Annotated in this window: 24 protein-coding genes and 1 tRNA gene; 8 read left to right on the top strand and 17 right to left on the bottom strand. The window is 63.4% G+C overall.

Annotation, left to right across the window (positions count from 1 at the left end; genetic code table 11):
- Window positions 1-12 precede the first annotated feature (12 nt).
- Window positions 13-852, top strand: a complete 840-nt coding sequence (locus tag ACFUOZ_RS18995) for an aldo/keto reductase (RefSeq protein ID WP_377550961.1) — start codon at window positions 13-15, stop codon at window positions 850-852.
- A gap of 138 nt (window positions 853-990) precedes the next feature.
- Here the strand turns inward: ACFUOZ_RS18995 and ACFUOZ_RS18990 are convergent, their stop codons facing one another.
- From ACFUOZ_RS18990 to ACFUOZ_RS18960, 7 genes are all read right to left on the bottom strand, one after another.
- The gene (locus tag ACFUOZ_RS18990; RefSeq protein WP_377550959.1) at window positions 991-1,329 is read right to left on the bottom strand and encodes a putative quinol monooxygenase; all 339 of its coding nucleotides are present in this window, start codon (window positions 1,327-1,329) and stop codon (window positions 991-993) included.
- Between the two features lie 67 nt (window positions 1,330-1,396).
- On the bottom strand, window positions 1,397-2,569 hold the full coding sequence (locus ACFUOZ_RS18985; protein WP_377550956.1) for a Gfo/Idh/MocA family protein: 1,173 nt from the start codon (window positions 2,567-2,569) through the stop codon (window positions 1,397-1,399).
- 30 nt (window positions 2,570-2,599) lie between these two features.
- On the bottom strand, window positions 2,600-3,415 hold the full coding sequence (locus tag ACFUOZ_RS18980; protein WP_377550953.1) for a sugar phosphate isomerase/epimerase family protein: 816 nt from the start codon (window positions 3,413-3,415) through the stop codon (window positions 2,600-2,602).
- Window positions 3,412-4,566, bottom strand: coding sequence for a Gfo/Idh/MocA family protein (locus ACFUOZ_RS18975; RefSeq protein WP_377550950.1), 1,155 nt, complete (start codon window positions 4,564-4,566; stop codon window positions 3,412-3,414). Before ACFUOZ_RS18975 ends, ACFUOZ_RS18980 begins: the two co-directional genes overlap by 4 nt.
- A gap of 6 nt (window positions 4,567-4,572) precedes the next feature.
- On the bottom strand, window positions 4,573-5,559 hold the full coding sequence (locus ACFUOZ_RS18970; protein WP_377550947.1) for an ABC transporter permease: 987 nt from the start codon (window positions 5,557-5,559) through the stop codon (window positions 4,573-4,575).
- 3 nt (window positions 5,560-5,562) lie between these two features.
- Window positions 5,563-7,071, bottom strand: a complete 1,509-nt coding sequence (locus tag ACFUOZ_RS18965; protein ID WP_377550944.1) for a sugar ABC transporter ATP-binding protein — start codon at window positions 7,069-7,071, stop codon at window positions 5,563-5,565.
- A 56-nt stretch (window positions 7,072-7,127) separates the two neighbouring features.
- On the bottom strand, window positions 7,128-8,288 hold the full coding sequence (locus tag ACFUOZ_RS18960; RefSeq protein ID WP_377550942.1) for a substrate-binding domain-containing protein: 1,161 nt from the start codon (window positions 8,286-8,288) through the stop codon (window positions 7,128-7,130).
- A 322-nt stretch (window positions 8,289-8,610) separates the two neighbouring features.
- Here ACFUOZ_RS18960 and ACFUOZ_RS18955 point away from each other — a divergent pair, with 322 nt between their 5' ends.
- Together ACFUOZ_RS18955 and ACFUOZ_RS18950 are read left to right on the top strand one after the other, a co-directional pair.
- Window positions 8,611-9,669 carry a LacI family DNA-binding transcriptional regulator gene (locus tag ACFUOZ_RS18955; protein WP_377550940.1) on the top strand — a complete coding sequence of 353 codons (1,059 nt, stop codon included), beginning with the start codon at window positions 8,611-8,613 and terminating at the stop codon, window positions 9,667-9,669.
- 20 nt (window positions 9,670-9,689) lie between these two features.
- Complete coding sequence (locus ACFUOZ_RS18950; RefSeq protein ID WP_377550937.1) at window positions 9,690-10,331, top strand: DUF1345 domain-containing protein; 642 nt, start codon at window positions 9,690-9,692, stop codon at window positions 10,329-10,331.
- A 79-nt stretch (window positions 10,332-10,410) separates the two neighbouring features.
- Here ACFUOZ_RS18950 and ACFUOZ_RS18945 read toward each other — a convergent pair whose 3' ends face one another.
- From ACFUOZ_RS18945 to ACFUOZ_RS18935, 3 genes are read right to left on the bottom strand one after another with little or no spacing between them, the layout of a single operon-like run.
- Entirely contained in the window at window positions 10,411-10,992 is a 582-nt protein-coding gene (locus tag ACFUOZ_RS18945; RefSeq protein WP_377550935.1) for a hypothetical protein, read from the bottom strand.
- Window positions 10,993-11,004: 12 nt separating this feature from the next.
- On the bottom strand, window positions 11,005-12,153 hold the full coding sequence (locus tag ACFUOZ_RS18940) for a zinc-dependent alcohol dehydrogenase (protein WP_377550932.1): 1,149 nt from the start codon (window positions 12,151-12,153) through the stop codon (window positions 11,005-11,007).
- A gap of 48 nt (window positions 12,154-12,201) precedes the next feature.
- Window positions 12,202-13,350: a glutathione-independent formaldehyde dehydrogenase gene (locus tag ACFUOZ_RS18935; protein ID WP_377550930.1), complete on the bottom strand. Its 1,149-nt coding sequence runs from the start codon at window positions 13,348-13,350 to the stop codon at window positions 12,202-12,204.
- A 377-nt stretch (window positions 13,351-13,727) separates the two neighbouring features.
- Between ACFUOZ_RS18935 and ACFUOZ_RS18930 the strand changes: the two genes are divergently transcribed.
- Window positions 13,728-15,392 carry an alkaline phosphatase D family protein gene (locus tag ACFUOZ_RS18930; protein WP_377550928.1) on the top strand — a complete coding sequence of 555 codons (1,665 nt, stop codon included), beginning with the start codon at window positions 13,728-13,730 and terminating at the stop codon, window positions 15,390-15,392.
- A gap of 129 nt (window positions 15,393-15,521) precedes the next feature.
- On the opposite strand, the gene ACFUOZ_RS18925 is transcribed toward ACFUOZ_RS18930, so the two are convergent.
- From ACFUOZ_RS18925 to ACFUOZ_RS18915, 3 genes are all read right to left on the bottom strand, one after another.
- A complete protein-coding gene (locus ACFUOZ_RS18925) occupies window positions 15,522-16,562 on the bottom strand; it encodes a hemolysin family protein (protein ID WP_377550926.1) in 1,041 nt (346 codons plus the stop codon).
- Window positions 16,555-17,913, bottom strand: coding sequence for a hemolysin family protein (locus tag ACFUOZ_RS18920; protein WP_377550924.1), 1,359 nt, complete (start codon window positions 17,911-17,913; stop codon window positions 16,555-16,557). Before ACFUOZ_RS18920 ends, ACFUOZ_RS18925 begins: the two co-directional genes overlap by 8 nt.
- 256 nt (window positions 17,914-18,169) lie before the next feature.
- A tRNA-Thr gene (locus ACFUOZ_RS18915) sits at window positions 18,170-18,242 on the bottom strand.
- Between the two features lie 212 nt (window positions 18,243-18,454).
- Between ACFUOZ_RS18915 and ACFUOZ_RS18910 the strand changes: the two genes are divergently transcribed.
- A complete protein-coding gene (locus ACFUOZ_RS18910) occupies window positions 18,455-19,186 on the top strand; it encodes an HAD family hydrolase (protein WP_377550922.1) in 732 nt (243 codons plus the stop codon).
- Here the strand turns inward: ACFUOZ_RS18910 and ACFUOZ_RS18905 are convergent.
- The 3 genes from ACFUOZ_RS18905 to tmk are packed head-to-tail and all read right to left on the bottom strand — an operon-like array spanning window position 19,183 to window position 22,582.
- Entirely contained in the window at window positions 19,183-20,766 is a 1,584-nt protein-coding gene (locus ACFUOZ_RS18905) for an alpha/beta hydrolase (RefSeq protein ID WP_377550920.1), read from the bottom strand. The two genes, ACFUOZ_RS18910 and ACFUOZ_RS18905, sit on opposite strands and share 4 nt — an antisense overlap.
- Before the next feature lie 8 nt (window positions 20,767-20,774).
- The gene (locus ACFUOZ_RS18900; RefSeq protein WP_377550918.1) at window positions 20,775-21,926 is read right to left on the bottom strand and encodes a DNA polymerase III subunit delta'; all 1,152 of its coding nucleotides are present in this window, start codon (window positions 21,924-21,926) and stop codon (window positions 20,775-20,777) included.
- Window positions 21,923-22,582 carry a dTMP kinase gene (gene tmk / locus ACFUOZ_RS18895; RefSeq protein ID WP_377550916.1) on the bottom strand — a complete coding sequence of 220 codons (660 nt, stop codon included), beginning with the start codon at window positions 22,580-22,582 and terminating at the stop codon, window positions 21,923-21,925. Before tmk ends, ACFUOZ_RS18900 begins: the two co-directional genes overlap by 4 nt.
- Before the next feature lie 83 nt (window positions 22,583-22,665).
- Here tmk and ACFUOZ_RS18890 point away from each other — a divergent pair, with 83 nt between their 5' ends.
- Together ACFUOZ_RS18890 and ACFUOZ_RS18885 are read left to right on the top strand one after the other, a co-directional pair.
- A complete protein-coding gene (locus tag ACFUOZ_RS18890) occupies window positions 22,666-23,850 on the top strand; it encodes a trans-sulfuration enzyme family protein (protein WP_377550914.1) in 1,185 nt (394 codons plus the stop codon).
- A gap of 10 nt (window positions 23,851-23,860) precedes the next feature.
- The gene (locus ACFUOZ_RS18885) at window positions 23,861-24,202 is read left to right on the top strand and encodes a DUF2516 family protein (RefSeq protein ID WP_377550912.1); all 342 of its coding nucleotides are present in this window, start codon (window positions 23,861-23,863) and stop codon (window positions 24,200-24,202) included.
- Window positions 24,203-24,209: 7 nt separating this feature from the next.
- Here the strand turns inward: ACFUOZ_RS18885 and ACFUOZ_RS18880 are convergent, their stop codons facing one another.
- Window positions 24,210-25,031 (bottom strand): class I SAM-dependent methyltransferase, encoded by an 822-nt coding sequence (locus tag ACFUOZ_RS18880; protein WP_377550910.1) that lies wholly within the window; start codon window positions 25,029-25,031, stop codon window positions 24,210-24,212.
- Between the two features lie 68 nt (window positions 25,032-25,099).
- On the opposite strand from ACFUOZ_RS18880, the gene ACFUOZ_RS18875 reads away from it, so the two are divergent.
- On the top strand, window positions 25,100-25,846 hold the full coding sequence (locus ACFUOZ_RS18875) for a phosphoglyceromutase (RefSeq protein WP_377550908.1): 747 nt from the start codon (window positions 25,100-25,102) through the stop codon (window positions 25,844-25,846).
- Window positions 25,847-25,911 lie beyond the last annotated feature (65 nt).

The raw sequence follows: 25,911 nt of genomic DNA, 5'->3' as shown, positions 1-25,911 counted from the left end.
AGGATATCAACCATGACTTCGTCACCAGAACTTACTTTCAACGACGGCAACACCATCCCCCAGCTCGGCTACGGGGTTTGGCAAGTTGAAGACGATGTAGCCGAAAAGGTGGTGCGCCAGGCTTTCGACGCCGGGTTCCGCCACATCGATACCGCCAAGATCTACGGCAACGAGGCCGGCGTCGGCCGTGCCATTGCCTCCTCCGGCCTGTCCGCCGAGGAAATCTTCATCACCACCAAGCTGTGGAATGCGGACCAGGGTTACGAATCCACGCTCGAGGCCTTTGAGAAGTCCCTCGACCGCCTCGGCCTGGAAACCCTGGATCTCTACCTCATCCACTGGCAGCAGCCCAAGCAGGAGAAGTACGTTGACACCTGGAAGGCACTTATCGAGCTCAAGAAGCGCGGCCGGGTAAAGTCCATCGGTGTCTCCAACTTCACCAAGGAAGGCCTGCAGCACATCATCGATGAGACCGGCGTCGTTCCGGCCATCAACCAGGTGGAGCTGCACCCCTTCTTCAACCAGGCAGAGCTGCGCGAGTTCAACGCCTCCAAGGGCATCCTCACGCAGGCATGGTCCCCGCTGGGCCAGGGTGGCGAGCTCCTGGAGAGCGCAACGATCTCCGAAATCGCCGCCAAGCACGGTGCAACTCCGGCCCAGGTCGTCATCGCCTGGCACCTGGCGATCGGCAACGTCGTGATCCCCAAGTCCGTCACGGAGTCCCGCATCCAGGAGAACTTCGAGGCCCTGAACGTCACGCTGGACGACACCGACATCGAGGCCATCAACAACCTCGACCGTGGTGCTGAAGGCCGTATCGGCCCGGACCCGGCAGTCTCCGACTTCGCCTAAAGTCCCTCTTCAGCCAAGTGCCCCGCTCCCTTCATGGGAGCGGGGCACTTGAAGTTAACGCCCGACGGCGGAACCTGGCTTGGCAGTTCCGGCACCCCCTCAACACGGGACCTGGCGGGTGGTCGCCCGCGCGCTGAATCAGGCCAACGGTTCCAGTGTGGTCACCGAAAAGGGCACTTCCAGCAGCGGTTTCACGGCCTCGACGAAGTCCTTGACGTGCTGTTGCTGGTTGTGATCCTCAAGGTCTTCAAGACGGGCCCAGCCTTCGAACATGACGTAGGTGCCCGGCCGCTGCATATCCGCGAAAACGGTGTACTCCAGGCATCCGGCGTCCTTTCGGCTCTCGGCCTGGAGGGAGCTGAGGACGCTCTGGAGCTCCCTTTCGTGGCCTGCCCGGGCGGTGAATACCGGCATGAGCCACACTTCGGCTGGTTCCGGATCAACGGGTTCTTGGTTGCTGGGCACTGCGTTGGTCATCCTGACTTCCTTGGCGAAGGTCCATGAACCGGGAGGGACGGTTCCCCGTCCCTCCCGGCCCAAGGGATCAAGCGGTTATTTGGGGAACCTCTACCCAGGACTCTTTGGCCGCGGATTCGACGATCGCGTCGTCAATGAGGGCGACCTGGTAACCGTCAGCGAAGCTGGGGCTGACGCTCCCGCCTTCTGCGATGGCCTTGAAGAAGTCGTAGGCTTCGATGATCTTCGTCTCGCCGTACCCGATGCCCAGGGCAGGAATGGGCCACAGCCCTTCTCCGTAGGGGTGCGACGGGCCGGTGTAAACGGTCCGGAAGCCTCGACGGTCCGCCTGGTCCGAAGCGAAGCAGACCTGCAACTCGTCGCGGCGCTCGTAGTTGAAGACGATGCTGCCTTCGGTTCCGTGGATTTCGAACGTGATGTAGTTGTTCCTGCCGTGCGCGTTGCGCGTGGCTTCGACGGATCCGACAGCTCCATTTGCGAAGCGGATCATGGTCATCACTTCGTCATCGACATCGACTTCGCCCCGCGGGCCCTCTCCGCCGCGGACGGTGCCGAGTGCGTCGGCCCCGCCGGTCTGGAGCGGGCGCTCCGGGATCCAGGTCGAGAGGACCGCGTTGACGGCGCTGAACTCACCCACGAGGTACCGAGCCATGTCGATGACGTGCGTGGCGATGTCACCCAGCGCGCCGGAGCCTGCGATGTTCTTCTGGAAGCGCCATGACAACGGCGAGTTCGGGTCGGCGCTCCAGTCCTGGAGATAGGTTCCCCGGAAGTTGAGGATTTGGCCGATGGCGCCTTCTTCGATGTATTTCTTGGCCAGCGCTACGGCCGGGGTGCGCCGGTAGTTGAAGGCCACCATGTGGACGAGGTCCTTGTCCTTAACGGCGTCGTACATGGCCTTGGACTCTTCACCCGTGCGGGCGAGGGGCTTCTCACAGATGATGTGCTTGCCTGCTTCGGCGGCGGCAATGGCAATTTCGGCGTGCAGGTGGTTGGGTGTTGCGATGTCGACGACGTGGATGTCGGGATCGTCGATGATGGACCGCCAGTCCGACGTCGAATTCTCGAAACCGAAGCGACGTGCCGCTTCGGCGGCCAGTTCGGGATTGGCCTCCGCGATGACCTTGCGGACCGGCAGTGCCGGGGCGGGCCAGAAGAACATTGGCATGGCTGCGTAGGCAAGGGAGTGGGCTTTGCCCATGAAGCCGCCGCCGATGAGGCCGACATTGAGGTTTTGCATATAAATCGTGGTCCTTCCGTGAAGCTTTTCTTAGAGGAGTGTCTCGAGGTATTTCTTGCTGATTTTGGCTGCTTCGCTGGGGTCGCCGTCGTAATTGTCGAGCTCCACCATGAGCCAGCTGTCGTAGCCGCTTTCGCGGATCGCAGCGATGATGTCGGGGAAATCGAGGTCGCCTTCGCCCAGCGGCAGGAACGCGAAGGGGTCTTGCCGGAAGTCCTTGAGGTGGACGTGCTGGATCCGGTCGGAATACTTGCGGATTGCTGCTGCCGGGTCTGCTCCGCCTGCTGCGAGATGGGCAGTGTCGGGGCAGAACCCGATCCTGGTCAGCGGCATGAGCTTTTCCAGTTCGTCCGGGCTTTCCACGATCGTGCTCAAGTGCGGGTGGTAGCTCGCCGACAGGCCGAAGCTCTCCGCTATGTCCGACACCCGGTCAAGCGAATGGCCCAGAAGGTAGTAGTCCTGCTCGGTGGTCCCGGCCGCGCGCCGTGCGCCGCCCCCAACCACGAGCCGCTCCGCTCCAAAACCTGCCGCCAGTTCCGCCGCTCTGTGGATCCTGTGCATTTCGTCGGGAAGGATGTCGGCGTAGATAAAGTTCGCCCCCGTGTAGACACTTGTGAGCTCGACTCCGTTGCTGCTGAGGATTTCCTTGAGCTCTTCGGGCTTGTCGGCATATTCGGCCAGGTTTCCGTCGAACATCTCCACGCCCTGATATCCGACGGCGGCGATGTCACGTACCGCGTCGTGCATCGAGCCGTGGGTCAGGTAGAAGAGGTCCTTGACGCTCGTCACGCCTTGGGGGTGGCCGACGACGCCGCCCCAGGTGATGGAACAGTAACCGAGTTTCATTGGATTTGCCTTTCAACTGCCGGGTAGGACGTGAGGAATTCGGAAGGATCGTCAGCAGCGGGAACGTCGACCCATGACCGTCGTTCCGCGGAGGAGACCACTGCTTCGGTCAGAACCGCAGCCCGGAGCCCATCGCGGAAGCCGGGCAGGCCTTCGGGCGCCTGGCCTCGGACCGCTGCATACGTGTCAGCGATGAAAGCATTGAAGCTGTCCTGGTAACCCTGCGGGTGTCCCGCCGGAAGCCTGGCATAGCGGCGGCCGCCGGGGGTGGACAGGGTCTGTGGCCCCACGGCGATGTGTGAGGTGGAATCCACGCGTCCGATGTGCAGGGTGTCCGGTGTTTCCTGGTTAAAGCTGAGGGATGCGTCAGTGCCATCGAAGGAGAACCACAGACGGTTCTTTCTCCCTGGACTGACTTGGCTCACCACCAACGAACCGGTGGCCCCGTTGTCGGTCTCGAAGAGCAGTGTTGCCCCGTCCTCCGTTGACACCGATGAGAAGTGGCCGTGGGTTTCACGTTTCTCGTAGGCCCGGCTCGTATTGGCCATGATCCGGGTGATGCGGTGCCCTGTGGTGAACTCCATCAGGTCGCACCAGTGAACCCCGATGTCGCCGAAAGCCCTCGACGCTCCTCCGAGAGCGGGGTCGACCCTCCAGTTCGTTTCTGCTGCACCTGCCAACCAGTCCTGCAGGTAGGACCCGTGGAGTAACCAGAGGTTGCCCGCGTCCCCGTTGAGGATACGGTCCCGGGCCTCACGGACAGCCGGATAGAAGCGGTAGACGAAGGGGACTCCGGTAACGACCTTGGCCTGTTCCGCGAGGAAGGTCAGTTCCTTGGCGTCCTCGACGCTGGTGGCCAGGGGTTTCTCGCAAACCACGGCCTTGCCTGCCGCGATGGCCAGGCGGGCTAGCCCCGCGTGAGTGGCGTTGGGAGTACAGATGTGGACAACGTCCACATCATCCCGTGCGATCAGTGACTCCGGCGAATCGGCCGCGGCGAGGGCACCCAGCCGGGTGATGGCGGCTTCAGCGCTGGCCCGGCTGCTGCCGGCAACGGCGCTGATGGTGCTTCCTGCAGCGCGGACCGCGTGGGAGTGGACTGCGCCCATGAACCCCGTGCCGATGATGCCTGCGCGTGGTGTGGAAGTCATGCCCGGTCACTTCTTCCGGGCGAGGGCGACTGCCAGAATGATAATCGCACCGCGAACCACCTGCTGCTGGCTGCTGTCGAGGCCTGCCAGGATCAGCCCGTTGTTGATCAGGCCGATCAGAAGGGCGCCAAAGAGCGTTCCGATGATGGAGCCGAAGCCGCCGAAGAGGCTGGTCCCGCCCAGGATGACCGCCGCGATGGCGGAGAGTTCGTCACCTGCACCCCACTGGAACCGTCCCGACTGGAGGCGGCCTGCGTAGAGCATTCCCGCAACACTGGCCACCATGCCGGAGATCAGCAGCACCTGGAATTTGATGCGCTTGGTGTTGATTCCAGTGAACTCGGAGGCGTTGCGGTTGCCACCGGTGGCCAGGACCTGGCGGCCGAACCGGGTGCGGTTCAGGACGACGGCGCCAATGGCCACAAAGATGCCGCTCCAGACCACCAAGCCCGGAATGGGCCCGAAGTTGCCGGAACCGAACAGCGTGTTGAACGTGTCGTTCAGGATGGGTTGGGGTGCTGAAGCCGTGATCCACTGCGCTACGCCCACGGCAATCCCGAGCATGCCCAGTGTCACCAGGAAGGAAGGGATTCCAAGGAGGCTGACCAATGCGCCGTTGACCGATCCGACCACCAGACCCACAGCCAAACCGGCGAGAATGCCCGGGACCAGGCCCCATTGCGACAGGGCCATCGCCGTACAGACGCTGGAGAGGCCCGCTACGGATCCCACGCTCAAGTCGATCTCGGCGCAGGCGATCACGTAGGTCATGCCCACAGCGATGACGGTGATGGTGGCCGTCTGCCGGAAGATGTTCAGGAGGTTGTTCGGCGACAGGAATCCCTGGTCGCGCAGCAGGACCGCGAAGATCAGGAAGACGACGACGAAGCCGATGTAGATGACATAGCGTCGCCAGTCCAGGTCCTTGAGAAAGGTGCTGACGTTGCGGGGTGCCCCGGTGTCCCGTGGCGCGATGGTGTTTGTCTTGCTCACTGTTCAGACTCCCTGGACTGCAAGTTGTAGATATTCCTCGTCAGCGATGTCGCTGCGAGGGATGTCGCGGATGATGGAGCCGTCCTTGAGGACGAGGACGCGGTCACTGACCGCAAGTAGTTCGGGGTATTCGGAAGAGATGACGATGATGGCTTTGCCGTCGCTTGCCAGCTCACGGATCATGTCGAGGATCTCGCTCTTGGTACCGATATCGACGCCGGCAGTCGGCTCATCGAGGATGAGGATGTCGGGATCGGTCCCCAGCCATTTGGCGATGACCACCTTTTGTTGGTTGCCGCCCGAAAGCAGGCGCACGGGGCGGTGGGGGTGCGCGACCTTTACTGCGAATCTCTTGATCAGCGATGTGGACAACTCGTTGCCCTTGGCGCCGTCCAGAAGGGGACCCCGTTGGATGTTCTTCAGCAGGGGCAGCAGCAGGTTGTCCTGGACCGAGTGCTCCAGAACCAGCCCTTGTGCCCGGCGGTCCTCCGGGACGAGGGCGATGCCGGCGTCGATGGCTTGTTGCGGTGATGCGAGGGTCACTTTCCTGCCACGGATGAGGACCTGGCCGCTGTCCGGTTTGTCGATGCCGAAAAGTGCGCGGGCGAGCTCTGTCCGTCCGCTGCCCATGAGCCCGGCCAAACCGAGGATCTCGCCGGGCCGAAGCGCAAACGTCACGTCCTGGACCCGGTTACCAGCGTTCAGTCCGCGGACCTCCAGCAGCGGCTCGACATCGTGGCGGATGGTGTTCCGCGCGCGATAGGAGAGTTCGCCGTCGACCTTCTTGCCGACGATGCCTTCGACGATCTGTTCAGGCGTGACCCCGGTCAGTGGCTCGGTAAGCAGGTGCTTTCCGTCGCGGAGGATGGTGATCCGGTCAGCCAGCCTGTACACCTCGTCCATGCGGTGGGAGATGTAGATGATCGAGATTCCGCGCTGCTTGAGCCTGTCTATGAGCTCAAACAACGCTTCGGATTCATGCCGGGCCAAACTCGCCGTGGGCTCGTCCATGATCAGCACCTGGGCGTTCTGCGCCAGGGCTTTGGCGATCTCTGTCAGTTGCCAGTAGGCGGTCCCCAACCGCGAGACCTGCGCGCCGGCGTCGACTTCCACTTCCATCTCCGCAAAGACTTCCTTTGCCCGCCGCACGGCGGCGCGGTCATCGATGAGACCGCCCCGCCCGAGCGGCTCAGTGCCGAGGAAGATGTTCTGCGCAACGGTCAGGCTGGGTACCAGGCTGAATTCCTGGAAGACCATCCCGATTCCTGCGGACTTGGCGTCCTGGATCGAGTTGATGGCGGCTGGTTTGCCGGCGATGAGGATTTCTCCAGCGTCGGCCTGGTAGACGCCTTGCAGGATCTTCATGAGGGTGGACTTGCCGGCCCCGTTGCCGCCTGCCAGCGCGTGCACCTCGCCTTTACGGACATCGAAACCGACATCCTTCAGGACGGACACGCCGTTGAAGGCCTTGGATATCGAGCGCATCTCGACGACATTGTCTGCGGTGTTCATTTCCCGCCCTTTCGGCGCGGTGCGGGGGGAGAGGTCCCCCGCACCGTAGGGTCTGGCTACTTCTTGTAGGAGTCCTGGATGTCCTTGGGTGCGTCCTCGTGGTAGACCTGCTTCCAAGCCTCAAGGACGTTCGCGTGGTCAACCGGCAGTGCGCTCAGCGCAACGTACGGAGGGGCCTGCTTGCCGATGAGTGCCCCTGCGGCAAGGCGGGCTTCGGTGACGCCCTGGTCGAACGGAACCTGGGCGCCGAGCCCGACGACGAGTTCGTCCTTGGCCAGTGCAATCGCCACGTTCTTGCCGAGGTCCTCAGTGGCGATTTTCAGGTCCTGCCGTCCAGCGGCGCGTGCTGCCGCCATGACGCCTTCTGCCGGAACGTCCCACACTGCCCAGATGCCGGCGAGGTCGGGGTACTTGCTGATCATGGCGTTGGCAGCAGCCTGCGCATCTCCAGCAAAGTCAGGGCCTGCGATGCCCTTTTCCTCCACGATCTGGATGTCCGGGTATTCCTTGGTGATGGTGTCCTTGAATCCTTCATGGCGCTGCTTGGTCACGAAGAAGTCGGCTTGGTGGAACACCAGGCCGATCTTGCCCTTGCCGCCCAGTGCCTTGGCCATCTGGTGGGCAGAAACCACTCCGTTGCCATAGTTGTCAGCGGATACGACCGAAACGTAGTCCGTCCCGGGGGTCAGTCCCTGCGGGACGTTGTCCATGAAGACCAGCTTGGCGCCGGCAGCTGCGGCTTTCTTATAGGCAGAGGCGGTGGCCACGGGATCCGTGGGGATGGAGACGACGACGTTCGGATTCTGCGTCATGACGGTCTCAATGTCCGAGACCTGCTTGTCCGGCTTGAAGTTGGCGTCAGTTGTCGCGATGACCTTGATGCCGAGCTTCTCGAATTCGCTCTTGAGGCCGTTGACCTGAGCCGTGGCCCAGTCATTGCCGCCGTAGTGCATCACGATGGCGGCCTTGGCGTTGAGTCCCTTGATCTTCTGGATCTCGTCCGGGGTCAGATCTGCGACGGATGCAGGAGAAGGGGTCTCTCCATTGGGTCCCTTGCTCAGGACCTGCCCTTTGATTTTGTCGAGGGCCTGCTGGGCTTTTTCGGACACGCCGGCGTCCGGCGCATTCGAGGTGCCCGCTGCCGAACTGCTGCACGAGGCGACGGAAAGTGACAGGACAGCGGCCAAAGCCACGAGGGGAAGCCTGCGGATCATCATTGTTCTCCAGTGCTTATGAATAAATGGGGTGGGGGCGGGTTCCGGAGTGACTGGAACCGGCGAAGGGGCGGGCCCTCCTCGGCCGAACCGTCGATGGTGGACGCCGAAGAGCCTGCGTTAGTGGCCCGTTTCATCCGTGGTGAAGCTGGGCCGTAATCGCTAACGGCAGTTCCCGTGAACGTTTACGGAACTGATCGTAAACGTTTACGGTGGAAAGTGTCAAACATCACGCCCGTCCTGTTTTCCGGTAACCGGACGGGGCGTACGCACGTAGTATTGGTACGCATCGGCCCGGTTGAACGGTGCGGGGACAGGAGAGAGCGTGTCAGGCATTACGGTTCCACATGGAGCTAACGGGCAAACAGGAGCTGCGTTGCGGCGGAAGCCAACCATCAACGACGTCGCGGAGATCGCCGGAGTCTCATTCGGCACCGTCTCGCGGGTCCTGAACAACGCCCCGGACGTCAGTGCGGCCACCCGTGAACGCGTCCTGCAGGCAATAAAGGACATTGGTTACCGCAGGAACCGCGCGGCAACTGCGCTGGTCACCAACCGGTCAACGTCCATCGGACTCCTCTCCGACGGCTCCCCGCGATTCGGCCCGGTCGGGACGCTCCTGGCCCTTGAGACCGTCGCGCGGAAGAAGGGCTACGCCACCACAGTCATCAGTGTCGAGCAGCCCTACGAGGAGTCCGTGCAGGCTGCCCTGGACACCTTGGATGACACTGGCGTCGGGGGAATCATCGTCGTTGCACCCTTGGTCGATATGGCATCGGCGGTCTGGAATGCCACCTGCCGGGTACCGGTCGAGATGATCGCGGCCGGAGCATCATCAACTCCGAAGGTCTTCACCTATTCGGAAGACCAGGAGCTCGGAGCCCGGCTCGCCACCCAGCACCTCATAGACCTGGGACACACCGACATCGCCCATCTGGCCGGCTCCATGGATTGGTTCGACGGGCGGGTGCGCAAGAGCGGCTGGGAAGCTGCGTTGCGTGACGCCGGACTTCCTCAGGGTCTTTGCCTGGAAGGTGATTGGAGCCCCCGATGGGCCTACGAAACAGGCCTTGACCTCGTCCGGGAAAACAGGGTGCCTCAAGCCATCTTTGCGGCGAGTGACCATACGGCCCTTGGACTCATTCGCGCGTTCACCGAAAACGGGATCCGGGTGCCGGAGGACGTCAGTGTGGTCGGTTTCGACGACATTGAAGGTTCGGACTATTTCCTGCCGCCGCTGACCACGGTGCGCCAGGACTTCACGGCCCTGGCGCTGATGAGCATGGAGGTGCTCCTGGGTGCCATGGAAGGAAGGGAAGTTGACCGCACTCCAATCGCACCCACACTCGTTGTGCGCAGCAGTTCCAGGCGCGTAGCCTCGTAGGACCCACCCGAGGAGCAATCATGAACGGTCGGATCCTTTCAGCCCGCCGTGCCGTTATCTGCGCAGGCTCTGGGGTGGTGGCCGGAGCCGCGGCGGGTCTGGCGGTTTCACCGACCCTTTCGCCCTTGGTCGCCTGGTGCATTGCCGGTCTCATCGCCCTGGTGTGGGCGTGGCGGCTCTGCTGGGGGCAGGACCCGCCCGGGACTGAGCGCATGGCACGCGAAGAATCAGCCTCACGGTTGACGGACAACGCAATCATCACAGCGTGCCTGGTAAGCATTGCCGCCGTGGGAGTTGCATTGATCCAGTCGGGAAACCGGGACGGTGATCCTGTATCTGTCGCCCTGGTCATAATGGGGGTGCTCGGCACGATCGTCGCCTGGGCCCTGGTCAACACGGTCTATGCCTTGAAATACGCCCGGATGTACTACGTCGACCGTGACGGCGGCGGCTTTGACGACAAGGACGGCAGGCAACCGGCTTACAGCGACTTCGCGTACTTCGCCTTCACGGTTGGCATGACCTACGCCCCGCCTGAAGTCGAGACGGGAAGCACCGAGATCCGCCGTAAAGCCCTTCTTCACGCTCTCTTGTCGTATTTCTTTGGAACAGTCCTGATCGCCGTTTCCCTCAACGCGATCACCAATCTCAGCCAAGGGTAACGTGCAAGGGCCACCAGCAAGTGAGTTGCTGGTGGCCCTTGCGGTTTCTGCGGCAGTTAGCGCGGCGGAGTCGTCAGGCTCACCTGCGCTTCCGCAGCCCGCGCAGGACGACGACGGCGAGGCCGCCCGCCGCCAGCGCCCACGGGGCACCGACGATGATCGGGTCCATCCACTGGTGGTTGAGGTCGACGCGCTTTTGTCCCACCCGGGAACGGACACCACCACGGGAGAACTCGCTGAGCACTCCCGTCTCGGTAATGGGGTTGTCCGGCCGCAACGTGGCAAAGGAACGGAGGTGGTGCTCCCAGGCGTCCACTCTGTCTGCCGCTACGAGCAGCAGCCAGTGGGCAGCCCGGCCCTCGCTGTACTTGTAGGCGTACTTGCGGATGGCGCCCGAGACTCCGGCCGGGGGAGTGGAGGTTCCAAAGACGGGAGGCAGGAATGCGTGTTCCACCGACCGTTCCCTGGGCCACTTCTCTGGCTGGCGCTCCGGGAAGTCCCAATGTGCGCCGGTTTCGATGCCCGGTTGTTCGCGGGGATAGGAAGGCCGGTCTGCGGGGTCGAGGTCGGCTCCCCATCCCGGAATCCGGGCCCGCAAAGCCTCCGCAGACTCCCTTTTGGTTGTCTTTTCGGCGACATATGGCGTGGCTGTTTCAGTCAAGGTGTGCTCCCTTCAGGACTGCCCGGCGATAACCAGCGGCTTGATGATGTTGTCCAGCTTGGCGGAGAACATGTGGTAACCCTCGGCGATGTGTTCAAGCGGAATCCGGTGGGTGACGATGTCACTTGGTTTCAGGTACCCATTTCGGATGTGCTCGAAGAGCCTAGGCCATTGCCGCTTGACCGGGCATTGGTTCATGCGCAAAGTCAGGCCCTTGTTCATGGCGTCGCCGAACTTCACGGCGCTGAAGATCGGACCGTAGGCGCCTACTACGGACACGGTCCCACCCTTTCGTACCGAGTCGATCGCCCAGTTCAGTGCGATGGGCGAACCGCCCTGCAGTTTGAACTTGCTGCTGGTGACGTGCTGCAGGAAGTTTCCGTCAGCTTCGGCCCCGACGGCGTCAATAACGACGTCGGCACCCAGGAAGTCGGTTTCCTTCTTGAGGTGGACCACAATGTCGCCGTACTCGGCAAAGTTGTACGTCTCGGCATGGGCGAAGCTGCGTGCCTTCTCCAGCCTGTATTCCAGGTGGTCAATCACGATCACACGACCGGCACCCATCAGCCAGGATGACTTTGCGGCAAACAGCCCCACAGGGCCCGCACCGAACACCACCACGGTGTCGCCTTCAACGATGTCCCCAAGCTGGGCGCCGAAGTAGCCGGTCGGCAGTGCGTCGGTGAGCAACACCGCATCCTCTTCCTCCAGCCAGTCGGGGATCTTTGAAGGCCCCACGTCCGCGAACGGAACCCGCACGAACTCTGCCTGACCGCCGTCGTAACCGCCGCAGGTGTGTGAGTAGCCGTAAATGCCGCCCACCGCCGTCGCGTTCGGATTCACGTTGTGGCAGTTCGAGTAGAGGCCGCGGGAGCAGAAGTAGCATGAGCCGCAGTACACGTTGAACGGCACCATGACGCGGTCGCCCATTGAGAGGTTCTGCACGGACGAGCCCACCTCGTGGACCGTGCCCACGAACTCGTGTCCGAAGGTCATGCCGACCCGGGTGTCCGGCATCATGCCGTGGTACAGGTGCAGATCGGAGCCGCAAATGGCGCCCGCACTGACCTTGACGATCGCATCGTTCGGATGCTCGATTTTCGGAATATCTTTCTCTTCGACCCTGACTTTGTAGGGGCCGCGGTAAACCATTGCCTTCATCAGTACCTCGTCCTGGTTCTGGTTGGTCGTGACATGGGAAGTTCCCGCTTAAACTCCGGCGGGGTGCAGGACGACCTTGGTCCAGCCGTCTTCGCGGCTGTCGAAGTTCTTGTATCCCTTGGGGGCCTCGTCGAGGCTCAGCTCGTGGCTGACGATGAAGGAAGGGCTGGCCTTTCCGCCGGCGACGAGGTCGCGGAGAGCACGGTTGTACTTCTTGACCGGGCACTGGCCGGAGCCCATGGTCTGGCCCTTGAACCAGTAGTTTCCATAGTCAAAAGCGATCTGGCCCTGCTTCTCGAGTTCATCGGGGGAACCTGGATCCTGCGGCAGGAAGACGCCCACCACGCCGATGCCACCCACGAAGCGGACCGAGTCGACCAGCCGGTTCAGGGTTTGGTTGGGGTGTTCGTTGCCTTCGGGATCGTGGGCCTGGTAGCCAACGCATTCACAGCCGCGGTCGGCGCCGAATCCCATGGTCTGGTCCTTGACGAATTCCACGGGATCCACTTCCGCATCATTTACGGGAATGGCGCCGATCTGTTCGGCCAGCTTCAGGCGGTCCTGGTGGCGGTCCACCACCATCACTTTGCCGGCGCCCTTGATGACGGCAGAGTAGGCGGCCATGAGTCCCACCGGACCACCACCGTAGATGACCACGGAATCGCCGGGGTACACGCCGGCCATCTCCGTGGCGTGCCAGCCGGTCGGAAAGATGTCCGCCAGCATGACGTAGTCGAGCTCCTTCTCCTCGGCGTCCTCACCCAGCCGCAGGCAGTTGAAGTCGCCGTAAGGAACCCTGAGGTATTCGGCCTGGCCACCCTGGTACGGGCCCATGTCCGCGAAGCCGTAGGCCGCACCGGCCAGCTTCGGTTCGGGTTGCATGGTCAGGCAGTAGTTGGTGAAGCCGCGTTCGCAGTTCTTACAGAAGCCGCAGGCGATGTTGAAGGGCAGGACCACGCGCTCGCCCACTTTCACTTTGCTCACCGCGGGGCCGACCTCCACCACCTCCCCCAGGTTCTCGTGCCCGAAGGAGCGCCCTGGTTCGAAGCTCGTCCGGCCCTCGTACATGTGGAGGTCCGAACCGCAGATGTTCGCCGAGGTGATTCTCACCAGTACGTCGGCAGGGTGCTCGATCTTTGCGTCGGGGATTTCCTCAACGCTGACGTCGTTCGGTCCTTTGTAAACTACTGCCTTCATGTTCCGCTCTTTTCTTCTGCCCATGCCGATTCGACCAAGTCGTGATGGCTTTCAGGGCGCAGAACGCCCCACGCCACGGTCCTGAGGTGGTGGCGCTGGTTGGTCGCGCAAGTACGAGAGGGTGAATCAGCGAGGAAATAGGGAATTCAGAATTATGGCCCGTATGTATCCGCCCGAAAGCGTGGGGGCCGGAGGCTTTCAGTCGGCAGGTTGTCCGGAAACGCACTGCCGGTCCTTCAGCAAAAGCGATGCTGCACGAACAATGCTAAGCATACTTATCATGCATGTCGAGGGGTAACCGGAAAAGGACTTCGTCGAGCAACAACCTTCACCCCACCCTCACTTTTTGTTCATGGTGGCCGGAAAGGGTGGATGCCATGACCGACTTTTCACGCCGCACCCTCGTCAAGTCCTCCCTCGCCGGCCTTACGCTGGCCGGCCTCACCGCAGGGGCCACCACCCCGGCGGGCGCAGCGCCCTCAGCCATCCCGCTGGTCCGCAAGCGACTCACCCTCCCCACGGGCATCGCTACCGGGGACGTCACCACGGATTCGGCCGTCCTGTGGTCGCGCGCCTCAGGACCCGGACGTCTCACCGCCACCCTCAACGCCATCGACGACGCAGGGGAGATCCTGCGGGGACGGTACGGGTTCAGCCGAACCATCCGTGGACCCCTGGCCACGGAAGCCAGCGACTTCACCGCGAAAATCCACGCCAAGGGACTGCCCCCGGGCACCAGGTTCAGGCTGGAGCTGAACTTCGAGGATGAGAACGGCACGGGCGAAGCCGCCCAAGGCACCTTCAGTACGGCGCCCGGCAACAAGGAAGCCAACGACGGCGGCACGCCTGGCGGCCGCGGAGGCGGCAGGCCGGCGTCGTCCTCCCAGTCGTTCGTCTGGACCGGCGACACCGCGGGCCAGGGCTGGGGAATCAACGGGCAGATCGGCGGCATGCGCGGTTACAAGGCCATGCATGACGTCCGGCCGGACTTCTTCATCCACTCGGGAGACACCATCTACGCCGATGGCCCCATCGCGGAATCCGTTACCGAGAAGGACGGCCAGGTGTGGCGCAACATCGTCACCGAGGAAGTGTCCAAAGTAGCCGAGACCCTGAAGGAATTCCGCGGCCGGCACCGCTACAACTCCCTCGATGCCAACATGCGGTCGTTGTTCGCCGACGTGCCGGTCATCGCGCAGTGGGACGACCACGAGACCCACAACAACTGGTACCCGGGCCAAGTCCTGGACGACGCCCGCTACACCGAACGCAACGTCAACGTCCTCGCCGCGCGCGGGCGGCAGGCGTGGCAGGAAAACATGCCGATCGCGGACTCGGCGGCGCTGTGGCGCCCCGGAACCTACGACGCCGGCCAGTACCAGCCTGCGCGCATCTACCGCAAGATTCCGCGCGGTCCGCAACTGGATATCTTCTGCCTGGACATGCGCACCTACAAGTCGCCGAATACCGACGGCAAGGAGCCCTACACCACAAACATCCTGGGCCAGGAGCAGGTGGATTGGCTGATCAAGGAAGTCCGGCAGTCCAAGGCCACCTGGAAGGTCATCGCTGCGGACCTGCCCTTGGGCATCGTGGTGCCTGACGGTCCCGTGAACCAGGAAAGCCTGTCCAACCGGGACAACGGTGCACCGCTGGGCCGGGAACTGGAAATCGCCGGGGTCTTGAGCGCCTTCAAGAAGCATGGCGTAAAGAACACGGTGTGGCTTACGGCCGACGTCCACTACTGCGCCGCCCACCACTATTCTCCGGAGCGGGCATCCTTCAAGGACTTCCAGCCCTTCTGGGAGTTCGTTGCGGGGCCCATCAACGCGGGCTCCTTCGGCCCGAACGACATGGACGGGACCTTCGGGCCGGAAGTCGTGTTTTCCAAGGCAGGCCGGTTCCCGGGTGAGTCCCCGCGCAACGGGGAGAACCAGTTCTTCGGGCATGTGGAACTCGGTTCGGATGATTCGTTCACGGTGAGTCTGCGCAACGCCAATGGAACCGCGGTCTTCTCGAAGGTGCTCAGCCCCGAACGCTGACCGTCGCCGCGCTCCGCAGCTCCGGGAGTCCATGGTCTGCTGACGTCTCCCGTTGCGAGGCCCGCTCTGCGCGCTTCCGCCCCTGAATGGAACGCAGAGTGGGCCTCACAACAGGGCCGTAGTGCGTCGTCAGGCGCTGGTCACGTCCTGGACTTCACCGACCAGCTCTTCGATGATGTCCTCGAGGAACAACATGCCGGTGGTGGCACCCTCGGCGTTGAAGACGCGGGCGACGTGAGAACCGCTGCGGCGCATGGAAGCCAAAGCGTCCTCAAGTTCACTTCCCACGTACACCGAGGCAAGGCGACGGATCCGCTTCTCGGGCACCGGCCTGTTGAACTTCTCCGGCGTCGTCAGATCCATGACGTCCTTCAAGTGAAGGTACCCCGTCGGCTCCCCGTTCGCGTCGGTCAGGATGTACCGCGAGTAGCCGTGCTCCGCGACCGTCCGCTGGATGTCGGCCGGTGTAGAGGTTGGAGGCAGGAGCACCATCCGGGCGATCGGCACTTCGACGTCGCCCACGGTCTTGGCCGTGAATTCGAAGGCGGCGGTCAACGTTCCACTGGTGTCATTCAGCGTGCCCACGCGCGTGGACTGCTCAACAATGTTGGCCACTTCGTCCAGAGTGTAGGCGCTCGTGGCCTCGTCCTTGGGTTCCACCCGGAAGAGGCGGAGCACAGAGTTGGCGATCCCGTTCAGGGTCCAGATCACGGGCTTGAAGATCCTGGCCACGAGGACCAACGGGGGAGCGAGGATCAAGGCTGCCCTGGTCGGGACGGAGAAGGAGATGTTCTTCGGGACCATTTCTCCCACGACCACGTGCAGGAACGTCACCAGCAGCAAGGCCACCACGAACGCGATGACGCCAATGGCTTCTGCCGGGAGTGACGTCAGGCCAAGCGGAATCTCCAGCAGGTGATGGATGGCAGGTTCGGAGACGTTAAGGATCACCAGGGAACACACGGTAATGCCCAGCTGACTGGTCGCCAGCATGAGGGTGGCGTGCTCCATGGCCCACAGCGTCGTCTTTGCTGCCTTGCTGCCGGCCTCGGCCTTGGGCTCGATCTGTGAACGACGGGCCGAGATCACAGCGAACTCGGCGCCAACGAAGAAGGCGTTCACCACCAGCAGGACCACCAGCCAGATGATGCCTGGAAGGTACTCACTCATGGCCGAGCTCCTCGGAAATCTTGTCAACTATCTGGTCGTGGGTGCTGGTTGTTTCCGCGTCGGGATCAGGTGTGAAACGGATACGTCCCAACTGGGCCCCTGCTACGCGTTCCACGCGAAGGACACCCCCGGAAATGGCAACTTCGTCGCCCAGCTCCGGTACCCGGTCCAACTGGTCGGACATGAAACCGGCGACGGTGTCGTACTCTTCGCCTTCCGGAACAACAAGGCCCGTGCGGTCCAGCAGTTCATCGGGACGCAACGAAGCATCAAAGGTGATGGAGCGGCCAACACGGACTACGCCGGCGCGCGCACGGTCGTGTTCGTCTTCAAGTTCGCCCACAATTTCTTCCACCAGGTCTTCGAGGGTGACGATCCCCGCAGTTCCGCCGTGTTCATCCGAGACGATGGCCACCTGCAGCCCCTGCTTGCGCAGGAGAACCAGCAAAGAGTCGACGTCCTTGGACTCAGGAACGTACAGCGGTTGGGTCATCAATTCCGTGGCGGTCACTGCTTCACGCCGTTCCAGGGGCACGGCAAAGGCCTGCTTCACATGCAGCACACCCAGCACCTCGTCCCGGTCCCGGCCGATCACCGGGAACCGCGAGAATCCGGTAGCTGATGCGAGGGCAACGATTTCCGCCGCCGTGTCATCAGCATCCACGGCAACCATCCGGACACGAGGAGTCATGACGTCACCGGCGGTGTGCTCGGAGAAACGCAGGGTCCTGTTCAGCAATTCGGCGTGGTCCTGGTCCAGCAGTCCCTCCGTCGCGGAACGGCGTACCAGCGATGACAGTTCTTCTGCCGAGCGGGCGCCGGAGAGCTCCTCCTTCGGCTCGATGCCGAAGGAACGGATGATCTTGTTGGCGGTGTTGTTGAACAGCAGGATCGCCGGCTTGAAAACAGCGGTAAACAGAGCTTGGAAGGGGACTACCACCTTGGCGGTTGCCAACGGCAGTGCCAGCGCGAAGTTCTTGGGAACAAGTTCGCCGATCACCATGGAGAACACGGTTGCCACGAAGATGCCAACCACAGCTCCGACTCCGGGAACCAAGGCTGCGGGCAGTCCCAAAGACTGCAAGGGTCCGCTGAGCATGCTGCTGATGGCAGGCTCAAAGGTGTATCCGGTGAGCAGGGTGGTCAAAGTGATACCCAGTTGCGCGCCGGAGAGGTGCGTGGAGGTAATTTTGAGGGCCTTGATGGTTGGCCCCAGCCGCTTTTCGCCGCGGGCTTGGCGGGCCTCGAGTTCAGCACGGTCCAGGTTGACCAGTGCGAATTCCGAAGCAACAAAGAATCCGGTGCCGACAGTGAGGACGAGGCCTATGCCGAGCATGATCCACTCATACATTCGGGCGCCCCTCTCCCTTGGAAACCGGCGATCCGGTCAATGAGCAGAGGGGCCTGGGCATATGTGAAGGAGGGTCATCCATAATGCCGACTATTCTACGGGGAGGCAATACCGTCCCGGGCCGTTGTGCGCCGCAGGCAGAATCCGGAACTCGCTGGAAGGGCGGATCGTTGAAGGTCCCGGTGGCATGATGCGCAGGCGTCTGACCAAAAACGAGAACCCCTGGAAATCCATGATTTCCAGGGGTTCTCTACCGAGCTTCCTATCAGAATCGAACTGATGACCTTTTCATTACGAGTGAAACGCTCTACCGACTGAGCTAAGGAAGCACCGCGTTCATCCCCGGTTTCCCGGGCGATCACGCAAGACATAACTGTAATAGAGGCACGGCGCCCGGGTCAAAACGAGCACGGAGGCCGTCGTTGCGGGGATGTTCACCCGGGCGTCGGGCCGGGTTCAGGCGGCCGTTTCCCGGTCGCCGGAAGCTGGGGAATCACCTGTGGCACCACGACGCCACACCACCAGCCGAAGGAGCCGCTCGATGACCGGGGACGCACTGACCAGCTACGCCAACACCACACCCAGCCGGCTGCGGCTGGCAGTTGTGGACATGGTGGGAACCACCATTACCGATGACGGACGCACCGAACGGGCAATGTCCCGGGCCCTGGCGGAACACGGCATCGAACCGGGGAGCACTCGTTTTGAGAGCATGCTCGGCTATGCCCGGGACACCATGGGTTTCTCCAAGATGACCGTTTTCAGCCACCTCTTCGAGGACTCCGCGGTGGCCAGCAGTGCCAACAAAGTGTTCGAGCAGGCATATGACGAACTCATTGAAGACGGCGGTGTCCGCGCCATCGCCGGGGCGGAGGACGCCATCTTGTGGATGCGTGAGTCAGGCATGCAGGTCGTCCTCGCTACGGGGTTCGGCCGCCACACCCAGAACATGGTGCTCGAATCCCTGGGGTGGATGGGCCTGGCCGACCTCAGCCTGTGCCCGGCAGACGCAGGCAGGGGACGGCCCTACCCGGACATGATCCTCACCGCTGTGCTCGCCCTTGACCTTGATGACGTGCGGGAGGTCGCGGTGGTCGGGGATACCAGCTCGGACATGCTCTCGGGAGTCCGCTCCGGGGCGTCCCTTATTGCGGGTGTGCTGACCGGCTCACACTCGGAGGCGACGCTGCGCGCGGCCGGTGCCACCGTCGTCGTCGACTCCATCAAGCAGCTCCCGCTCCTGGTGGAGAAGCGCGAAGCCAGGCACCTCTAGCAGGTGAGTCCGTCCTGCGGCAGCTTCCCGTCAACAAAGTAGTCGTCGACGGCGGTGCTGACGCAGGAGTTCGAGCGGCCGTAGGCGGTGTGCCCCTCGCCTTCCCAGGTAACCAGGGAGGCATTCTCAAGCTGTTTGCGCAGCGACTGGGACCATTCCAAGGGAGTGGCAGGGTCACCGGTGGTGCCGACCACCACGATCGGAGCTTCGCCGGTGTATTTGACGGGCGCCGGTGTGCGGGTGTTCGGGTACGGCCAGTCCTTGCAGTTCACGCCACCGTACGCAAAGAACGAGCCGAAGGTGGGGGACTCCTGGAGAAGGCGGGCCTCCTCGGCGCGCATGCCGGCAGTGTCCATGACCATCGGGTAGTCCAGGCAGTTGATCGCCTGGAAGGCGAAGGCCGAGTTGGAGCTGTAGGTGCCGTTGGGTTCGCGGTCCGCGCCAAGGTCGGCGAGCCGCATCATCTGCGACACGTCGCCGGAGAAGGCACTGTCCAACGCCTGGGTCAGCGCAGGCCAGCTTTGGTCGTTGTAGAGCGGCAGGATGAGGCCGTTGACGAAGTCGTTTCCGGTCACCAGCCTGCCGTCCTTGGCGGTTTGCGGATTCTGGTCCACAGCGCTGATGAGGTCCCTGATTTCCTGCACGCCGTTGTCCACGGAGCCGCTCATGGGGCACTGGTTCTGTTTCTGGCAGCTCGCCACGTAGGTGTGGATGGCTTTTTCGAAGGCGCGGGCTTGGCCCGCGGTCAGTTCCTCGTTGCTGATGGACGGGTCCACGGCTCCATCAAGAACCAGCCGGCCGACGTTGTCCGGGAAGATCGAAGCATAGGTTGAGCCAAGGAATGTTCCGTAGGAGAACCCCAGGTAGTTGAGCTTGGCATCATTGACCACGGCGCGCAGGATGTCCAGGTCCTTCGCGGCGCTTACGGTGTCGATGTGCCCCAGAACAGGACCGGTCTGTTGGGCGCACTGCTCGGCGAATGACTTGTTGAAGGCTATGGCCGCTGCCAGGCCCTCATCGGTGTTCTTCCGGAACACTTTTTCCCGGGCGGCATCGCGCTCGGCGTCGGTCATGCACTTTACGGGTGCGGAATCCTTGACGCCGCGGGGATCGAAGCCCACGACGTCGTAGTTGTTCCGAAGTTTCTCCGTGAAGTGGGTGGTGCCCGCGTCCTTGATGAAGTCAACCCCCGAGCCGCCGGGGCCACCGGGGTTGACCAGTATGGAGCCCTTCTTCTTCCCGGTGCTGGGCAGCTTGATCGCCGCCAGGGAGATTTCCTCGGAGCCTGGCTGGGCGTAATCCATGGGGACCCGGACCTTGCCGCATTGGAGCCCGTCACCGCACGAGCTCCATTCCACGGACTGCGAATAGAACTTCTCCAACCCCTTGGGCGCGGAAGCCGCGATGGATGGTTCCACCGTGCTGGTGGAGGGCTTCGCCGTAGGCCCTGGCAGGAAGGGCACGGTGCAGGCGCTGAGAACCAGCATGGATGCCAAGACCACGCAGATTGCCGCGAACCCGCGGGTACGGGACCGGTCCCTTGAAGGGTTACCGGCGGGCCGGCGTCGGGCGGACGTCATGCGTTCTCCTATTGCTGGATGAGGCTGGTTGCCATGGACTCGACCGCCAACAGCGGCGCGACGTTGGTGGTGGTGATTCGGACCCGGGCTTTGTTGATGGCGTCCATCCGGGCCAAGGTGGTTTCCGGCGTTGAGCGGCCTGCGTATTCTTCCAGTTCGCCCCTGAGCTCAACGTTGACCAGTTCCACGGCGTTCCCCAACTGGATGATCAGCACATCCCGGTAGAAGGACAGAAGGTCGGTCAGGGTGCGGTCCAGAGAGTCGGTAATGGAGCGCTTGGCACGCCGCTTTTGGTCGTCCTCAAGCTGCTTGACCTGGCTGCGCATCGACGGCGGCAACGTTCCGGACTCGGGTGCGCCCAGACTGGCGAGCAGCGCGATTTTCTCGGCGGCATCGCGTTCGTCGTTGGAGCTGTTGGCTTCCTCCGTGGCGATCTTTACCAGCTTTTCGGCCATCATCACCGCGGCTGTCACCCCCCGCAAACCCAGGGGAATGCGAACGGTCCCCAGGCGGCGCTCCCGGGCATCGGCGTCGCGGGCCAGGCGGCGGGCGATCCCGATGTGGCTTTGGGCCGCGCGGGCGGCCCTTTCCGCGAGTTGGCGATCGACGCCGTCGCGCCTCACCAAAAGATCGGCGACGTCGGCGGCCGGCGGAAGCCGCAAGCTCACCGGACGGCAGCGGGAACGGATGGTGACCAGGACATCGGCAGGGGAGGGCGCGCAGAGCATCCAGATGGTGCGCGGGGTTGGCTCCTCGATGGCCTTCAACAAAACGTTGGTGGTGCGCTCGGCCATGCGGTCCGCGTCCTCCACCACGATGATGCGCCAGCGGCCCGTCGCAGGCCGGTCTCCGGCTTTGGAAACGAGTTCGCGGGCTTCATCTATAGTGATGGTGACTTTTTCCGTCCGCACGAACGTCACGTCCGAATGCGTCTCACCAAGGATTGTGTGGCAGGCCGCGCAGACTCCGCAGCCTCGTTGGGTGACGTCGTCCTGTTCGCAATTCAGCGCCGCCGCAAAGGCTTTGGCCGCGTTGGAGCGTCCGGAGCCCGGGGGACCGGTGAAGAGCCACGCATGGGTGAGGCCCGACTCGCCTTGCGCCGCCTGCTTCAGCTGCGCGACAACGGGAGCCTGCCCCTGGAGGTCGTCCCAGACGCTCACGGGCGGAGGCCGGGAACTCGGTCAACCAACAGCGACTCCACCCGCTCCAGGATCCGGGCGGCGAGGGCCTCGATGTCATCGCCGGCAGGCAGGACCAGGTAGCTCGAGGGCGCGGCCCCGGCCAGGTCCAGGAAGGCATGGCGGATGGCTGAGTGGAATTCGTCGGGCTCTGATTCCAGCCGGTCCTCGGCAGCGTCCCCGGCCGTGCGGCGCTGGCGGCCGTCGGCGGGATCGACGTCGAGCAAAACCGTCAGGTGCGGATGGAGCCCTTCGGTGGCCCATTCATTAAGGGACAAGACACCGTCGGCACCCAGGCCGCGGCCGGCACCTTGGTAGGCGACAGAGGAATCGATGTAGCGGTCCGTGATGACCACCGTCCCGTTGGCCAAGGCAGGACGGATGACCTGGTGGGCGTGGGCGGCGCGGGCAGCAGCGAACATGAGGGCCTCGGTACGGGCATCGATGGTGCCATGCCCATGGTCCAGCACCAAAGAGCGCAGCTTCTCACCGATCGGGGTGCCACCCGGTTCGCGGGTCCGCAGGACGGAAATGCCCTTGGATTCGAGGGCATCCGACAGCCGGGCGGCCTGTGTGGACTTGCCCGCTCCGTCCCCGCCTTCGAACGCGATGAAAAGACCTGTGCTCTGAATACTCACGCGTCTAGCCTACCGAGCTTCCCTGACAGCAAAGGCGCGTCATACCTTTCATCCACAGCATTGCCCGCGACTACGCTGAAACCATGAGCCTTTCCGATCAGCACGCCGCCGAATTGTCGCCTGAAACCGTTGTGGTTGCTGCCGGACGCCCTGATCGATCCCACGATGAACCGGTGAATCCGCCCATCGTCCTGTCCTCCACATACTTCGGTACAGGCAGCCTGGGCGACGGCGACCGGGGCTATGGCCGCTACGCGAACCCCACCTGGGACCCCTTCGAGGACGCGCTGGCCAAACTGGAAGGTGCCACACTGCCCGGCCTGCTCTATGCATCAGGGCTGGCGGCGGTCAGTTCGGCGCTCTCGCTGGTACCAGCAGGTGGCGTCGTGGTGATGCCCACCCACAGCTACGCGGGTTCGTTGGTGATGGCCACCGAACTGGCAGGGAAGGGCTTCCTTGAACTCCGGACCGTGGACATCACGGACACAGATGCGGTGAAGGCCCTGATCAGCCCGGAAGACGGCAGGAAGGCAGACCTGCTCTGGCTCGAAAGCCCCACCAATCCCATGCTCGGAATTGCAGACATCCGTGCCCTGACCGACGCCGCCCATGCCGCGGGCGCGATCGTGGTCACCGACAACACTTTCTCCACGCCCCTGGTGCAGCAGCCCCTGAGCCTGGGCTCCGACGTCGTGCTTCACTCGGTGACCAAGTACCTGGCCGGGCATTCGGACGTCGTCCTGGGCGCCCTGGTGACATCCAACCCGGAGCTGCGGGCCACGCTCCTTCACCACCGCATCATCCACGGCGGTATCGCCGGTCCGTTTGAAGCCTGGCTGGCCCTTCGCGGCCTGCGTACCCTGGCGTTGCGGATCGAGCGCTCGCAGGCCTCGGCGGCAACGCTCGCCGAACGGCTCAGCACCCATCCCCGGGTCGAAGCCATCAGGTATCCGGGCCTGCCCTCCGACCCCGGACACGAGCGGGCGAAGGAGCAGATGAAGGGGTTCGGCTCCATCCTTTGCATCCAGCTCGCCGGCGACCAGCGCCGCTCCGGCGCCGACGCCGCGGACGAACTGGTCCGCGCGCTGCAACTGTGGCTTCCGGCGACATCTTTGGGTGGGGTTGAGTCCCTGATCGAACGACGACGCCGGCACACGGCTGAGCCGCTCAGCGTCCCGGACAACCTGGTCCGTTTGAGCGTTGGAATCGAGAACGTGGAAGACCTCTGGTCCGACCTTGAGCAAGCACTCAAGGCGTTGGACAGTTAGGCTGGAGGGCGTGGACGGAAAAATCTTGATCGCGTACGTCAGCACCGGCGTTTACCTCATCCTGGGCTTGGTGGCCCTGGCCTTGGAACTGTGGGCGTTCGCTGATTGCCTGCGCCACCGGCCCACCTCGTTTGTGGCGGCTTCCAAACGGACCAAGACCTTCTGGCTGGCGCTCACGGGCGTGGCCTTGGCCATCGGGGCGTTGACGTTGCTGACAGGCGGCAGCAGCCTTGGCCTCTTCGGGATCGCCGCCGTCACCGCGGCCTGCGTCTACCTCGCCGATGTGCGCCCGGCCGTCCGTGAAGCGGGCAGTGGCGGAAACCGCAACGTCGGCCCCTACGGTCCCTGGTAAAGCGGCCTTAGTTCGGCGCTACGGCGTCCCACGCCACCGTCAGTTCACCCAGGCGCCACCGCGAGGGTCCATCCTGAAGCGGCCACCCGGCGTCGCGCAGTGAACGGCACATCCCTGTCCAGCGCTGCCGGTTCCCGAACGACGCCAGGGGCGCCGCGTCCAGCCAGGCTTTGTCCATGGCCTGCAGGAAAGCGTGGATCGGCTCGCCCGGCACGTTCCGGTGGATGAGTGCTTTGGGCAGCCGCTCTGCAACCTCGGACGGCAGCTCGAAACTGCCGAACCGGACGGAGAAGCTCAGGCTCAACGCTTGCTCGCTGTCCAGTGCCACCCAGGTGACGCGGCGGCCGATTTCGTCGCAGGTTCCGTCGATGAACAGCCCGTTCGGCGCCAGCCGCGACTGCACCAGAGACCAGATCGCGGGTACATCCGACTCCTCGTACTGCCTCAGCACGTTGAAAGCCCGAACCAGCACCGGATTGCCCGGCACCGGAACTTCGAAGCCGCCCACATGGAAGCTCAGCCCGGGCCGTTCCAGCGCCTTCGCGGTCCGCACGCGCTCAGGCTCGATCTCGATCCCGTACACCTGCACTTCCGTCCGGACGGCCTGCAGCCGTTCAAAAAGCTCGACGGCGGTGGTCGGCGAGGCGCCATAGCCCAGGTCCACCACAAGGGGCTCGACGGCGGTGCGCAGCCGCCACGCCTGCGGTCCGGCGAGCCAGCGGTCCAGCCGACGCATCCGGTTCGGGTTGGTGGTTCCGCGGGTAATGTTGCCAACCGGTTTGCCGCCCCTGCTGCGGGGAGAGCCCACACGTTCCGCCTTTTGCACCACGGCCCCACTTTATCGTGCTGCCCGTAACGCCGGGCAGGGCAGGGGGCCGCTCAGCTAGGATGAAAACCATGACTTACAAGCTGATTCTGCTGCGCCATGGCCACAGCGAATGGAACGCCAAGAACCTGTTCACCGGTTGGGTGGACGTTGACCTGAACGACCAAGGCCGCAAAGAAGCAGTGCGCGGCGGGGAACTCCTGGTGGAGAACAACATCCTCCCGGACATCCTCTACACGTCCCTCCTGAAGCGCGCCATCAACACGGCCAACATGGCCCTGGACAAGGCTGACCGCGGCTGGATCCCGGTCAAGCGCGACTGGCGCCTCAACGAACGCCACTACGGCGCTTTGCAGGGCAAGGACAAGGCCCAGACCCTTGCCGAGTTCGGCGAAGAGCAGTTCATGGAATGGCGCCGCAGCTACGACACCCCGCCGCCGCCCCTGTCCGATGACAGCGAGTTCTCCCAGGCACACGACGTCCGTTACAAGGACCTCGGCGACGCCCTGCCCCGCACCGAGTGCCTCAAGGACGTCCTGGTTCGCCTGCTTCCCTACTGGGAATCGGACATCAAGGAAGACCTCAAGGCGGGCAAGACCGTTCTGGTCACCGCCCACGGCAACTCCCTGCGCGCCCTGGTCAAGCACCTGGACGGCATCAGCGACGACGCCATCGCCGGCCTGAACATCCCCACGGGCATCCCGCTGGTGTACGAACTCGATGATGACTTCCAGCCGGTCACCCCCGGTGGAACCTACCTGGATCCTGACGCAGCTGCCGAGGCCATCCTCGCAGTAGCGAACCAAGGCAAGAAATAAGACAACGACGGCGGCGCGGGCACAGTTGGGGTGGACGGCGGCCGGGGGGTTGGTGTGGGGGTTTT

Source organism: Paenarthrobacter sp. NPDC057355 (genome assembly GCF_042667405.1).
Classification (GTDB): domain Bacteria; phylum Actinomycetota; class Actinomycetes; order Actinomycetales; family Micrococcaceae; genus Arthrobacter.
This window is presented reverse-complemented; position numbering and strand designations above follow the sequence as displayed.

What these genes read in the sequence shown, in the direction of transcription:
- ACFUOZ_RS18930 (WP_377550928.1), top strand. Translation starts at nt 13,728, where the DNA reads ATGACCGACTTTTCACGCCGCACCCTCGTCAAGTCCTCCCTCGCCGGC.
- ACFUOZ_RS18975 (WP_377550950.1), bottom strand. Translation starts at nt 4,566, where the DNA reads ATGACTTCCACACCACGCGCAGGCATCATCGGCACGGGGTTCATGGGC.
- ACFUOZ_RS18920 (WP_377550924.1), bottom strand. Translation starts at nt 17,913, where the DNA reads ATGTATGAGTGGATCATGCTCGGCATAGGCCTCGTCCTCACTGTCGGC.
- ACFUOZ_RS18980 (WP_377550953.1), bottom strand. Translation starts at nt 3,415, where the DNA reads ATGAAACTCGGTTACTGTTCCATCACCTGGGGCGGCGTCGTCGGCCAC.
- ACFUOZ_RS18935 (WP_377550930.1), bottom strand. Translation starts at nt 13,350, where the DNA reads ATGAAGGCAGTAGTTTACAAAGGACCGAACGACGTCAGCGTTGAGGAA.
- ACFUOZ_RS18875 (WP_377550908.1), top strand. Translation starts at nt 25,100, where the DNA reads ATGACTTACAAGCTGATTCTGCTGCGCCATGGCCACAGCGAATGGAAC.
- ACFUOZ_RS18890 (WP_377550914.1), top strand. Translation starts at nt 22,666, where the DNA reads ATGAGCCTTTCCGATCAGCACGCCGCCGAATTGTCGCCTGAAACCGTT.
- ACFUOZ_RS18995 (WP_377550961.1), top strand. Translation starts at nt 13, where the DNA reads ATGACTTCGTCACCAGAACTTACTTTCAACGACGGCAACACCATCCCC.
- ACFUOZ_RS18925 (WP_377550926.1), bottom strand. Translation starts at nt 16,562, where the DNA reads ATGAGTGAGTACCTTCCAGGCATCATCTGGCTGGTGGTCCTGCTGGTG.
- ACFUOZ_RS18960 (WP_377550942.1), bottom strand. Translation starts at nt 8,288, where the DNA reads ATGATGATCCGCAGGCTTCCCCTCGTGGCTTTGGCCGCTGTCCTGTCA.
- ACFUOZ_RS18985 (WP_377550956.1), bottom strand. Translation starts at nt 2,569, where the DNA reads ATGCAAAACCTCAATGTCGGCCTCATCGGCGGCGGCTTCATGGGCAAA.
- ACFUOZ_RS18990 (WP_377550959.1), bottom strand. Translation starts at nt 1,329, where the DNA reads ATGACCAACGCAGTGCCCAGCAACCAAGAACCCGTTGATCCGGAACCA.
- ACFUOZ_RS18910 (WP_377550922.1), top strand. Translation starts at nt 18,455, where the DNA reads ATGACCGGGGACGCACTGACCAGCTACGCCAACACCACACCCAGCCGG.
- ACFUOZ_RS18905 (WP_377550920.1), bottom strand. Translation starts at nt 20,766, where the DNA reads ATGACGTCCGCCCGACGCCGGCCCGCCGGTAACCCTTCAAGGGACCGG.
- ACFUOZ_RS18950 (WP_377550937.1), top strand. Translation starts at nt 9,690, where the DNA reads ATGAACGGTCGGATCCTTTCAGCCCGCCGTGCCGTTATCTGCGCAGGC.
- ACFUOZ_RS18965 (WP_377550944.1), bottom strand. Translation starts at nt 7,071, where the DNA reads ATGAACACCGCAGACAATGTCGTCGAGATGCGCTCGATATCCAAGGCC.
- ACFUOZ_RS18940 (WP_377550932.1), bottom strand. Translation starts at nt 12,153, where the DNA reads ATGAAGGCAATGGTTTACCGCGGCCCCTACAAAGTCAGGGTCGAAGAG.